We start from the raw sequence: 11,830 nt of genomic DNA, 5'->3' as shown, positions 1-11,830 counted from the left end.
AGAACAAGGCTTTTCTAAATCACTTTCGTTCACAGGTTTATACGTTTTTACCAGCAACAGCACAGGTCATAACCGTATCATCAGTGAAAAAACAATCGTCCCTAAACAAGGGAAAATCCTTGGTTTTAATTTTGTCCCATTCATAAACAGAACCTACATTGTCTCCAACTATTGCTCCTGGCATCCGTTTCCTCCTTATGGCATATCAGATTCATTACACATTTCCGATGAATCACTCTTTAAAAATAGCACCACCAAATCAACCCACTCTTGAGGCAGGTAAGCTGATAGATAGCCATGGTTATACCCCTTTGCTTCATACAGGATCATGTTAGGATGTAGCTGCTGAAATAATTTCGCCGATGCTCTCACACAGTTCAATTCTTTTTCACCGTAAATATACATAACCTGGGCCTTGCTAGCAGAAATCTTGTCCTTTAACTTGTAGTGCCCCATATATGTTTTGTAAATGGTCACCAATGTTTTGATAGGTATCCTTGGCATATCCTCCAAATAATAAGCTTTTATTTCCTCTGGATAAGCCAGTTGAGGATAGATTTTGTTCATCATGCTTAATTGAAGTTTGCAAGAAAATTTACTGAACATCAGTTTACCAAATAGAGATACTAGAAAGATACTGATTTTAGCTAAGCCTGGTTGAGGAATACAGAGGCTTCCATCTATGATGGCCTTCTCAGCTATCTCGCTGTCTAATGACAAAAGCTCCATGGCAATTTGACCACCAAGTGAAACGCCACCGATCGCAAACAATTTCCCACCACAATTTACTTTGATATAGTCTAGGATTTCCAAAGCAGAATCTTCAGTGGAAACATAATCAAGTTGATATTCTTCGCCGTGGCCATTCAAAGTGGGTAGAATAACACGGTAGTCTTTTGATAATATCCGTGCTTGACGAAGATAATTCCACCAAGAACTGCCACCGCCATGTATCAGTAAGATAGGAGGTAAATTCTTATCACCAAATTCATGGAATTTCATATATAAACTCCTTACTGTATGACTTTCACTAGATACATCCTTGTTTAATCTATTTAAAGAAGCTGTGATCTAAATACATCAATCGTTACTTTCGATAATAGTTAAACAGATCAAAAATTTAAAAGATTTTTTCCTTACTAATTCTATTACTCGCCAATATTGTATAAACTAAATAAACAATAAAAATGATAATAAAAATAATATTAATTTTTAAAACAAAATAAAGATTTAACAAATTTGCGAACGAATGAAATAATATACAGTAACCGACAGATTTCGTTTGACGATAAAGAAGCCCTAAAACAAAACTTAAAAATAATGTATATATAAAAAATAAAATAAAAGGAAATCCTTGATGACTTTCTCCTACTATAAACCATAAAGGCAGATGCCAAATCCCCCAAATTAATCCTACAATCAGATTAGATTTCCAATAAGTATATTTTTTATCAAGTAAGGGTTGTAATATACCTCTCCACCCTAATTCTTCATGACCACCACCAAAAAAAATTAGTTGTATAAAGAATAATGGCATCAGATAAATTGATACTTCATTTAATTCTAAAGAAGATACAGAAAATAGTATCAAAATTGCTAACAAATGAATGATGAAATAAATACTACTATTTTCTTTCTTACTAAATACAAAATATTGAAATTTTATATTATTCCTTTTCAAATAAAAGCCACTTGCAATAGCTGGTCCAAGTGCACCTAGTATATGTAAGGTTCTTCCTATAATCGTTTCTAATCCAAAAATATCAGATTGTGTAAATAAGGCAAGGAGACCCCAAACTATATAAGTAATTCCAAATGTAATATAAAGATAATTTCTTAAATTCCTTTTATCAATTTCTGTCATCTTATCTTCCTTATTTTGATCATTCTATATATAATATTTTTCTGCTTCTTAGTTGCTCTCGATTATAACTACCTATATTCTATCACAAAAACGCAAAAAAGCCTTACAATCAAGGCTTTTCACTATTCATTTCGTCAATACTTTAGTTTCGTATATTCAGATTCGCATGATTAAAACTAGTCAATTTTCTCAATAATGTTTCCAAGTCTATCCAATACAAGACAGGAATGATCATTTAGTGGAATTATGGGAACACTGACGAGTTCTTCTGCTCTATCCTTATTAGCTTTATCATTCCAGGAATCATAATGGACACTAATTAAAAACTGACTAAAGAGTCCTAATCCATTTTTTATCTTTATCTGATAATCTGAATTATCATTAGGTGAGATATAGACTTTTTCTCCTAATAATAGGGCTCCTGCAGAAAACCCTATAACTTTTGCCCCTTTATTAAGCATATGATCGATATAATTTTTGAACTCCTGATTGACATAAGTAGCTAGATACTTTTCCGTATTTCCACCACCAATGATAATTAGATCAGCATCTAGATAGCTATCAAAATCAATCTGCTCAGTGTCCAAGAGTAAATAATCAGTGTTTAGATTAGGAAATTGACTTTGGAAAATTTCCGTGTACTTTTTCATATAGGGTTGCCAATTATCTCGAAAAACTGTAAAAATAACAATTCTTTCAATCTTGCTTGATAATACAATTTTATCAACAATGCTATATTTCGTTATTGGGGGATTCCCACCCATCAAAAAAATTTGTTCTTTCAAGTTAACACACTTCCTAAAGATACATAAATTTTGACCACGTTCTGAAATTATAATTTCTTCTTAAAATGAATAATCCTATTTGCCTCCTGAAATCCAATATTGAGATGAAATCTTATAGAATCCGTATTCGTTAAAGTACAGTCACTTGCAAATTCCTTACATCCTTTATTTTTCGCCCATTCCTCACATTTTGTACAGAGATTTTTAGCAATATCCTTTAAACGATATTCCTCGTCGACAATAATCCCTTCTAAGAATCCAACAGGACTATATTTACAACCTTCAACATAATCAAATCTGAGTGAACATAGTGCTAGACCTACAATTGTGTCACCTTCAACTTCAGTAAAGATTGCAGTATTTTTGCCATTCGTATATCTTTTTACTTCATCAATAGCTTCTTTATCGGTCAATTGGGGCCATAATTGTTTCATTAGTCTAGCCGTTTTTATAGAATCTTTTGTTATTCCATCCATATTGATGTTCCTCCGCAAATTACAAGCAAATGTTTCGAATCATGCTGTTACTTTGTTACTCATTGATTGATACTAATACCATCCCCTTCTACTTTTCACTGTCTCAAATCGGAAGAGCAGAGGCATGCACTCGGCGGTTCGGACTTACCGTATCATTTCGTCGGTTTCCCTCCTCATTCTACGAGTCCTATCCCATGGGCAGAACATCTGCTTCTACTTCGCTGATGCCTCAGCTCGTACAAGCAGTGATACTGCCTCAACATGTGGTAATATTCTGCTTTTATACTAATAAACAAAAGGCAATGAAAATCATTTTAAAATGATACTGTGGAACGGAAAGATTATCACCACTTCCAAAAGAAACGACATCGATAACTCCACTTAAAATTACAATTGATAATTCTCTAACATTAATCATCTAATTAACAAATCGTTACTTTCAATAATGGATAAGCTGATCTAAAATATAAAATCCTTTTCTTTACTAATTCTATTACTCGCCAATATAGTATAAATTATATAACCAATAAAAATAACATAGCAGCCAGTCTTACAACTTACTACTTTTCATATGATAATTTACAAATGTCTTTCCAGCCACTCGATCTTTTTAAAATCCTTATTGTTATTGTGATCATTTCGATAGGAGTCTTGAGAAGAAGCTTTGTAAATACTTAGATACTGCTCCAGACTTGGAAGACGAAAAGTGATGCCTTCAATGTGAATAAGCTCTATATCAAATTCCGAAACTCCTGCAAAATCAGGTAAGGAATCGATACTTCCAAATTCAACACTCACTCGATCCTTTTGGAATTCATGCTCATGAATATCTATTAAGACGTAACCTAAGTCTTTCATCACTTTCATTATCTTGTCCCAGTCGTAAATTCTGAGATGATCAGGCGCTTCCCAACCTCTAGGGTCACCAGGCACATGAATGTCAATGTCAGACGGCCCCCAATCTTCTTTCGTTCTAAACTCCAATCCCAAAGAACCCATCAGTGTCGGTGTAATTCCGACTCGATTTAAATGGAAACAAATGATTTTAAATTCTTCAAATAAGAGACTCATGTTTACTCTAAACCTTTCATCTAAATGTTCGTTATTTCTACTTTATTACCTTGAACAAAATCACTTTCATTTTCTAGAGTATATCCAGTTATTTTAGATACAAATTCTATTCCTTCTAATAAGGGCCCAAATGCGACTAGATCCTTATAAGAAGGATTTTGATACAATTCCAACATATACATCTCTAGTCCTTCTGATTTTTGAACGATTATCCACATTTCACAAACAAGCTTACACATTCAGTGTTTCGGACTTACCGTATCGTTTCGTCGTATACTCCTTACTCTACGACAGCTATCCCATGGGCAGAACATCTGCTTCTACTTCGCTAATGCCTCAGCTCGTACAAGCAGTGATACTGCCTCAACATGTGGTGATAGCAAACTTCTATACTACAGAACGAAAGTGATAGATTGTTTTATAAAATTATACTATAAAACAAATGAGAATTATACACTCAACTCAAACAACTTATAAAACTCACCTCTTCTATCCATCAAGTCACAAAAAGAACCATCTTCAACAATGACGCCTGCTTTCATAAAGAGAATTCTATCGTATCTTTTCAAAATGTTTTCATTCAACTTGTGGGTTACTACAAGTGCAGTCAAATTTTGAATATCCAAGATTGAACTTTCAATTTCAGTAGTTACTTGATTATCCAAAGATGAGGTTGCCTCGTCCAATAATAAGATTGGTGTTTTTCGAATCAAGGCACGCGCAATACTAACTCTTTGTTTTTGTCCGCCAGATAAATTTGATCCATTCTCTCCACATAAAGCTTGTAGACCAGATTCATTTTCTAAAACATAACTTTCTAAACCTGACTGATATACAGCTTGCTTTATTTCCTCATCAGTAAAGGATTGATTAAGAGTAATATTTGTTCTTAAAGTATCATCAAAGATATAAACATCTTGTTGAACAATAGTCATTAAGTTATAAAGACTCTCTGCTGAAATAGCTTGTATATCTTGATTATCAATTGAAATATGTCCACTTGTTACATCGTAAAAACGTAGTAATAGATTGAGCAAAGTTGATTTCCCACTCCCTGACATTCCTACAATTGCAATTTTTTCTCCTTTTTTAATCTTCAAAGATAAATGATTAAAAATTTTTTCTTCAGTATTAGGATAGGAAAAATCTATATTTGAAAAAGAAATAACATCATCGAAATATTCTTTCGTTTCACCAGTCTGAAGTTCGGTTACATCTTTTACCTCAAATGCATCTAGTGTTGCCTGACCTTCACGGAATTTACTTATTCCCATGCCAACTTCATTTAGTGGCATTACTACAAAATTGACCAGTTGAACAATAGCTGTTACACTTCCAATTGTGGTATAGCCATTAAATACGAGATACATCCCTCCACCAAAGGCTACCAAAAAAACAATCATCCCTGAAAGCTGCGAAATAACATAAGCTAAAACATCAAATTTCCCTTTTATAAAATTTATTTCATCCAATTTTTCACTTTCATGACTATAATCTATACGAATAGCCTCTTTCACATTATAACTTTTAATAACAAGAAATCCTGCTAAAATATCTTTAACCTTAGCTAAATACTTCTGATCGGCAATCATAGCTCTTTTTTGAAGTGAAGGTGATTTTTGCCCAATAAATCCTGATATCATCATTGGAATAATGCTAGCAATGATTACTAATAAGGTCAAAAACCAATTACCTATAAACATAGCTAGGAGTGAAAAAATCATTAAGGAAAGGTTTTTTGAAATATTAAAATACTGGTGTAGATAATCTTGCTCGATTTTCTTCATATTTTCGGTTAATACAGAAATAAACTTCCCTGATTTTTCTTTAGAAAAGTCTCTATAATCGCTATCTAAAGTAGATTGGAACACCTTGTTTTTGTATCTTGACATGATTTGCCTAACAAGTTTATTTCTCAATCGAAGAGATATAAAGTTCAGTCCTGCATAGATGAAAATAACACTAGCTCCTACTAGTACCGCTTGAGTTAAGGCATCTTCATTTTGGGACATACCACTATCAATAATACCTTTAATAGAATAAGCAAAAGCAATATTAGTTAAAGGGACCAGTATATTAAATATCATGAAAGCATAAAAAGCCTTCTGATGATCCTTTATCAATTGTTTCATCCTTAATCTACCTCATAATTCTTAATTTCATTTAGAAAATGAGACATAAAATATTCTTCTAAGTTAATATTCTCTCTCCTAATCTCTTTCATAGAGACCTGTTCTACAATTTCTCCATTTTTGATAAAACCAATTTTATCTGCTATCTGTGAAATTTCCGATAATATATGACTCGATATTAGTATTGTAATTCCATGCTCCTTAGAAAGCGACAACAAAAGATTTCGAATTTCTTGAATTCCTATTGGATCTAAACCATTGATTGGCTCATCTAAAATCAACAATTTAGGTTTTGTTAGAAAAGCACGAGCTAAACCAAGCCTTTGCCTCATTCCTAAAGAAAAATCTTTTACTTTTTTAGTCGTATTCTTTAATCCGACCATTCTTAAAGATCTTATTATATCTGATTCAGTAATATTTTTCCCCATATACTGTGCGTGAATTTCCAAAATTTCTTTTGCAGTACAATTATCATAAAAAATTGGTGATTCAATAATACTTCCAATCTGACTTAGGATTTCTTCTCTGTTTTCTTGTAGATTTTTCCCAAAAATTTCAATACTACCTGATGTAATTGTTGATAAGGATAACATACATTTCATTAACGTTGTTTTTCCAGCACCATTCGGTCCTAAAAAACCATAGATTTCTCCTTCAGCAATTTGAAGGTTGATACCACTTAAAATTTCTTCTTTATCAATTGTTTTAAAAACTTCTTTTATTTCAACAATATTTCTCATTTCTATCTCTCTTTCTATATCCAGCTTAAAATGCAAGAATTATTCTTCCGGAGCATAAATACCAACTTATACAGTCTCTTTTTTATAGAAATCATCAAGGAATTATAACTTTCCTTCAATTAAACTCAGCTATGCTATTTGATACTAATATCTCGTCTTGAAATATTATAAATTGAAAATGAAGTAATCATTAAACTTATGAAACTTGCAAATAATAAAAAGAATAGGTTATCAGCAACATTATTAGATAAACTTCCTGGACTGACATTAGAAAGTAATGCTGCTAAACCAAGACCTGTAAGCATTGTTATAGCTGTTGAATGCTTAATCATCCCTAAAACAAATGGTAGTAACCCTATTAGTACTGTTCCAAACGTAATTCCAGCTAAGTTAATTAATTGATTAGCAACAGGGATATAACTAGATTCAGTGACAACAGCCATGAATCTAATGAATATTTGAATAACTAAATGTGCAGAAAAATGGGTAATAAATGCTATTAGGATGACTGAAAGAATTTTTCCCCATAGTAACTTTATTTTAGAAATAGGGTAAGAAAACAACTGAAAAATTGTTCTTCATTTAAATTCATCAATGATAATCGTAGATAATAAATAAGATTCAAAAATCAAAAATGCTGCTTTTGTAAATAAAGATGAAAACAATGATGCTACAATTGCCCAACCTTCCCATTTCCCAGTAATTCTAATAAGATTAGAATCCTGTCCAGTGAATTCTCCTAGTTTATTGTCAATACCTAACCCCATAATAATAATAGCTGTAATACCTAACACTATAAATAAGGTACACAACCAGGCTAAAAATAATTTAGATTTAGAAACTTTATTTAATTCAATTTTAATAAGCGACAACATAGATTCTTTCCTCCAAAGTGTAAATAAAGAATAAACTATTCAAACTAATCTCAACAAATATTTAAAAATAAGCTTATTTTTCAGACAATGGCACTATACATACTATCGGTATGTATATACTAAAAACAAACATACCTGCGGTATGTATAATAGATTTTTAATAACACACTTAAAGTATGTTATTTTTTAATTATCAAAATGTAAAATAGATCGTTCAATTGATAATACATAGATAGAAATTAGTATTAACAAGAATGTCATGGGACTACTTATTTACTATTTTTTTAAGTGATCAAATAAGTTGAAAATCACCTCCATCATTTCATCAGAAATTAACTGTACCCCTAGACCTTCAAAAGTAAGTTTAATGAAATTCATTTTACGCTTTAATTCGACTAATGAAAAAACGGAAATTTGAAAACCAATCCAAATATTTAGAGTCAAAACAATTAAATCTGCTAGCTCTTCTGGATATTCTGTTTTAATAGACCCATCTTCAACACCTTCGTAAACTTTTTCTCTAATTTCCGGTAAAAAATCAGAAAATAGACCTAGATACTGCTCTCCTAACAAACGTGGACTTCTTAGCATGATTGAGGCAGAATAAACGAGCCTTTGGTGTTCAAAATTAGAGAAAGAGTCCATCAAAGAATTTTGTATCTTTTCTAATCCAGTATTTCCTCTCCAATTATAATTTAAAATTTCTTGATTATTTTCGCTAATAATCGTTTGCAAAATATCATATTTAGACTCAAAATGATGATAAATAACACCTTTCGTTAATCCACCTAAGCCATCTATGATATCTTGTATTGACGTATTATCAAATCCTTTTTCCAAAAATAAGTTTTTAGAAACCTCTAGTATTTTTTTTCTAGTTTCATGTGAGTTTCTATTCCTTGCCATTTTAATCCCTTTCTATCATACCGACGGTATGTACTTCCATTGTAGTGAAAGAAACTAATAATGTCAAGTTCTTTATTTGAAAATGCAAAAAAAGCCTTATAATCAAGGCTTTTCATTATCGCTTCGCTAAAATGTTTTAACGAAAAATTTACCAGTAGTACCTTTTATCACTTAGATATTGTTCTTTTTGTTCTCTAGAATTATCATGATTTCTGATTCCTAACAATTCGTCTGCTGATGAAACTATTGGGTCTATCCAGTCAGCTTTGGATCTAATCCAATCAATTTCGTCCTTACTAAGTTTCCCTGCTATCTCCAATTTATCAGCCATCAGCCTTAAATCATTTGCAGTTTGGAAATCTTCTAGCATATTCAGAAGAGACATTGTCCGCTTCTTCTCTTCTTCGATTCTATTTTGTAATTTTCTTTTTCGCTCCTGCTCCTCTTCATATAGTCTTGCTCTCTCTTCACGTTCAAGTCGTAAGTTCTTAACTTTATAATACTCTTGGTAAATTAAAACGATTATTTCTGGTATTGATTGTTCAAGTGTGAATTCTTTAGTGTCTTTAATGTATTTTCCATCTATTATCTTAAATCTAAATTTTCCATTTGGAATATAGTCATACTTCTTTATTCTTGGTTTAAAAGCATATCTATTAAACTTAACGCCATCATTGTACTTCGCTAGTTCTTTAGCTTCTTCTTTTGTTAATTCATGACTTACTTTGTCTGTTGATTCTATAACTTCAAAACGAACAATATCCTTATCAATTTGAATATCCCAATTTGAAGTTACATTATCGCCGATTTTTTCAATTACAGTAACTAGTGTATCTAAAAAGCGATATAAACGCGGAAGAGAATTTAGTGAAATATTTTTTACAAATTTAGGTTCTTTTAAATCATTATATCTGTGCCTAGAATCAAAGTAAGGATAAGAAGCAGCTTTTTCCCTCTTATTCCACTCTGCAATTTTATCCCTTAGATTAGCTACAGATTTATGTAATCTCTTATTTGGAGACTGATTTAGATTTGAAACTGCTTCAATAATACGCTCTATTTTATCGTCCTCTAAAAATGATAATGAACTTCTTATACTAGTTGTATCAAGTTTAACAATATCTTCTTTTTTATCTTCCGTACTATCTTCTTTATGTTTAGCAACTTAAATTCTACTGTTCTTTAAACTTTTTCTATCAATATGAACCTCATTTACATCATTTTGTGGTAATGAAACGATAAGTTCACTTAAGTCTTGTCCAGTATTCTTACGATACCAATAACTCCCCTTTGGAATTGGGATTTCAAATTCTTTACATTTCTTGAGTAAGTCAGAATAACTTAAATCATATTTCAATGAAACTTGTTTCGCACTTATCTCCCAGATTTCTTCATAGAGTTCTTCTCTAGAAAAGGTCTTTATCATCTTCATTTGAAACACCTTTACCCTTATATTTTACATCACTGTTTTTATATTTACCAAGCGAAAACGCAAATTCAAAAACTTCTAATTCTTCACTTCTGCATTTTCGCTTAATATAAAAAGTAAATCTTGTTTTAAAGCGTTAAATTCCTCTATAATTTTATCTAAACTGGCTTCAATATTTTCAACACGGATCTCTGATAGCTTACCGTGATTGTATGAAATCATTCTTTCGGCGATAATATGATATGACCAACTCTCAGTGAAACGTCTATCTCTTTCTTCGTTATGAATAGCAAAACCAATTGGAAGAAGATTATTTCTAAGACCTATAGCAACTGCCTGTGAACTTATACCTAAATAATCACCAGCAATTTTTAATGTGATTTTATTTAATTTTCTAATATCTTCGTCGGTATATTTCGGCATGTTTGTACTCCTTTGTTATAATCCAAAATACAATATTATCTAATTTAAAATATCTTGATAGTATGCTATCTAGTTGCTTTCTCTAATAAAATGAATTTGTGGTACATCATACTCTGAAAGTTAATAATCTAAAATCTATTCAATGAAAAATTATTATTAAACAAAAATAATCTCTTCATATTTATAGTTATTATTTTTTCAAAGTAAATCCATTAATTATCTCCAGATTTAGATGTAAATAGTTATTTATTATCTAAGTTAAAACCAATCTGCCAAAATCCCATATCAAGTATTTTCATTTGAGGATACAGCATATCAGCAACAATAAAGTTTTTTTGAACTGAATTTAATTGTTCTAAGTTTCTCTCGTAAAAATCTACTAGTTGTAAAATAGATTTAATGTTATAGGTTCCACTTGCAATCTTTTGCGATCTTATTCCAGCAACAAAATATCTGTCATATGCCGGAACACAACCGAGTGTGCCCATCAGTATCTTTGTGATTAGTGTATCTGATAAGTTGTTTTTTGGCGCTGAACCCCTCACTGCACGCCTGATTTCATCATAATAATTAGCAATAAACTCATTAATTTCTTTTAGCAATTTTTGATTACTTTCATTTCTAAAATTTTTACATTCTATTCCTGCTAGAGAATCATATTTGTTGCTTAAAATCTCACTCACAACAGGGATGTGTACTCTATAATCCTTTTGTAATAGAAATGAAGAACCTCGATACATCCCCCAACTTGCCAAATAAAATGCAAGTTGTAAACTCAGGTAATCAAGATTCACATCATTCTCTTTTCGAGCTATCATAAAATGTGAATAGCAATGTTCCCACGAACGATATCTGTCATGTTCATCAGCTTTTAAATCGTTATAAAATTCAGTTGATGATTTAATTATCATATCGATTGTTTCCATACTTCCTGCTTTCCTAATCAATTTTCAAATATATAGCGTTTTCATTATTTTCTTAACCTATTATATCATTATTTGAAATCATAACCACCCGTCTAACGGGTGGTTTGCACCAGGGCTATAAGCCCAAATTACCAGCCAGCGCCTAAAGACGCTGGCTTTCACGTTGTTCAAGCCTCATTGCTCTTGACTCGTCACTTGCCTCT

14 protein-coding genes and 1 pseudogene are annotated in these 11,830 nt (G+C 31.5%); 1 reads left to right on the top strand and 14 read right to left on the bottom strand.

Annotation, left to right across the window (positions count from 1 at the left end; genetic code table 11):
- Positions 1–37: 37 nt before the first annotated feature.
- From PCY08_RS04630 to aac(6'), 5 genes are all read right to left on the bottom strand, one after another.
- Positions 38–184 (bottom strand): ADP-ribosylglycohydrolase, encoded by a 147-nt coding sequence (locus PCY08_RS04630; protein ID WP_301559673.1) that lies wholly within the window; start codon positions 182–184, stop codon positions 38–40.
- Between the two features lie 11 nt (positions 185–195).
- The gene (locus PCY08_RS04625; RefSeq protein ID WP_301559574.1) at positions 196–1,002 is read right to left on the bottom strand and encodes an alpha/beta hydrolase; all 807 of its coding nucleotides are present in this window, start codon (positions 1,000–1,002) and stop codon (positions 196–198) included.
- A 118-nt stretch (positions 1,003–1,120) separates the two neighbouring features.
- Positions 1,121–1,864 carry a CPBP family intramembrane glutamic endopeptidase gene (locus PCY08_RS04620; protein ID WP_301559573.1) on the bottom strand — a complete coding sequence of 248 codons (744 nt, stop codon included), beginning with the start codon at positions 1,862–1,864 and terminating at the stop codon, positions 1,121–1,123.
- A 176-nt stretch (positions 1,865–2,040) separates the two neighbouring features.
- Positions 2,041–2,649, bottom strand: a complete 609-nt coding sequence (locus PCY08_RS04615) for a Type 1 glutamine amidotransferase-like domain-containing protein (protein WP_301559572.1) — start codon at positions 2,647–2,649, stop codon at positions 2,041–2,043.
- 47 nt (positions 2,650–2,696) lie between these two features.
- Complete coding sequence (aac(6'), locus tag PCY08_RS04610; protein ID WP_000348731.1) at positions 2,697–3,125, bottom strand: aminoglycoside 6'-N-acetyltransferase; 429 nt, start codon at positions 3,123–3,125, stop codon at positions 2,697–2,699.
- 124 nt (positions 3,126–3,249) lie between these two features.
- Here aac(6') and PCY08_RS04605 point away from each other — a divergent pair, with 124 nt between their 5' ends.
- Positions 3,250–3,414 (top strand): hypothetical protein, encoded by a 165-nt coding sequence (locus PCY08_RS04605; protein ID WP_301559571.1) that lies wholly within the window; start codon positions 3,250–3,252, stop codon positions 3,412–3,414.
- Between the two features lie 290 nt (positions 3,415–3,704).
- On the opposite strand, the gene PCY08_RS04600 is transcribed toward PCY08_RS04605, so the two are convergent.
- The 9 genes and pseudogenes from PCY08_RS04600 to PCY08_RS04555 form a co-directional block, all read right to left on the bottom strand.
- A complete protein-coding gene (locus PCY08_RS04600; protein ID WP_223141026.1) occupies positions 3,705–4,196 on the bottom strand; it encodes a phosphoribosylanthranilate isomerase in 492 nt (163 codons plus the stop codon).
- A 449-nt stretch (positions 4,197–4,645) separates the two neighbouring features.
- A complete protein-coding gene (locus PCY08_RS04595; RefSeq protein WP_301559570.1) occupies positions 4,646–6,328 on the bottom strand; it encodes an ABC transporter ATP-binding protein in 1,683 nt (560 codons plus the stop codon).
- Positions 6,329–6,330: 2 nt separating this feature from the next.
- Positions 6,331–7,068, bottom strand: coding sequence for an ABC transporter ATP-binding protein (locus tag PCY08_RS04590; RefSeq protein WP_301559569.1), 738 nt, complete (start codon positions 7,066–7,068; stop codon positions 6,331–6,333).
- A gap of 134 nt (positions 7,069–7,202) precedes the next feature.
- Positions 7,203–7,943 (bottom strand): annotated as a pseudogene (locus PCY08_RS09975) (hypothetical protein).
- Positions 7,944–8,219: 276 nt separating this feature from the next.
- On the bottom strand, positions 8,220–8,849 hold the full coding sequence (locus PCY08_RS04575) for a TetR/AcrR family transcriptional regulator (RefSeq protein WP_002890498.1): 630 nt from the start codon (positions 8,847–8,849) through the stop codon (positions 8,220–8,222).
- A 148-nt stretch (positions 8,850–8,997) separates the two neighbouring features.
- Positions 8,998–9,234, bottom strand: a complete 237-nt coding sequence (locus PCY08_RS04570) for a hypothetical protein (protein WP_301559566.1) — start codon at positions 9,232–9,234, stop codon at positions 8,998–9,000.
- A 780-nt stretch (positions 9,235–10,014) separates the two neighbouring features.
- Positions 10,015–10,281 carry a hypothetical protein gene (locus PCY08_RS04565; RefSeq protein ID WP_301559565.1) on the bottom strand — a complete coding sequence of 89 codons (267 nt, stop codon included), beginning with the start codon at positions 10,279–10,281 and terminating at the stop codon, positions 10,015–10,017.
- Positions 10,282–10,356: 75 nt separating this feature from the next.
- On the bottom strand, positions 10,357–10,701 hold the full coding sequence (locus tag PCY08_RS04560; RefSeq protein ID WP_301559564.1) for a hypothetical protein: 345 nt from the start codon (positions 10,699–10,701) through the stop codon (positions 10,357–10,359).
- Positions 10,702–10,943: 242 nt separating this feature from the next.
- The gene (locus tag PCY08_RS04555; RefSeq protein ID WP_301559563.1) at positions 10,944–11,627 is read right to left on the bottom strand and encodes a hypothetical protein; all 684 of its coding nucleotides are present in this window, start codon (positions 11,625–11,627) and stop codon (positions 10,944–10,946) included.
- Between the last annotated feature and the right edge of the window lie 203 nt (positions 11,628–11,830).

Origin of the sequence: Streptococcus sp. SO4, from assembly GCF_030440055.1 — a bacterium.
GTDB lineage: Bacteria > Bacillota > Bacilli > Lactobacillales > Streptococcaceae > Streptococcus > Streptococcus nidrosiense.
Note: the sequence above shows the minus strand (reverse complement) of the source record. Positions and strands in the feature narration are given on the sequence as shown.

What these genes read in the sequence shown, in the direction of transcription:
- PCY08_RS04630 (WP_301559673.1), bottom strand. Translation starts at nt 184, where the DNA reads ATGCCAGGAGCAATAGTTGGAGACAATGTAGGTTCTGTTTATGAATGG.
- PCY08_RS04625 (WP_301559574.1), bottom strand. Translation starts at nt 1,002, where the DNA reads ATGAAATTCCATGAATTTGGTGATAAGAATTTACCTCCTATCTTACTG.
- PCY08_RS04620 (WP_301559573.1), bottom strand. Translation starts at nt 1,864, where the DNA reads ATGACAGAAATTGATAAAAGGAATTTAAGAAATTATCTTTATATTACA.
- PCY08_RS04605 (WP_301559571.1), top strand. Translation starts at nt 3,250, where the DNA reads ATGCACTCGGCGGTTCGGACTTACCGTATCATTTCGTCGGTTTCCCTC.
- PCY08_RS04600 (WP_223141026.1), bottom strand. Translation starts at nt 4,196, where the DNA reads ATGAGTCTCTTATTTGAAGAATTTAAAATCATTTGTTTCCATTTAAAT.
- PCY08_RS04595 (WP_301559570.1), bottom strand. Translation starts at nt 6,328, where the DNA reads ATGAAACAATTGATAAAGGATCATCAGAAGGCTTTTTATGCTTTCATG.
- PCY08_RS04590 (WP_301559569.1), bottom strand. Translation starts at nt 7,068, where the DNA reads ATGAGAAATATTGTTGAAATAAAAGAAGTTTTTAAAACAATTGATAAA.
- PCY08_RS04575 (WP_002890498.1), bottom strand. Translation starts at nt 8,849, where the DNA reads ATGGCAAGGAATAGAAACTCACATGAAACTAGAAAAAAAATACTAGAG.
- PCY08_RS04570 (WP_301559566.1), bottom strand. Translation starts at nt 9,234, where the DNA reads ATGTCTCTTCTGAATATGCTAGAAGATTTCCAAACTGCAAATGATTTA.
- PCY08_RS04565 (WP_301559565.1), bottom strand. Translation starts at nt 10,281, where the DNA reads ATGAAGATGATAAAGACCTTTTCTAGAGAAGAACTCTATGAAGAAATC.
- PCY08_RS04560 (WP_301559564.1), bottom strand. Translation starts at nt 10,701, where the DNA reads ATGCCGAAATATACCGACGAAGATATTAGAAAATTAAATAAAATCACA.
- PCY08_RS04555 (WP_301559563.1), bottom strand. Translation starts at nt 11,627, where the DNA reads ATGGAAACAATCGATATGATAATTAAATCATCAACTGAATTTTATAAC.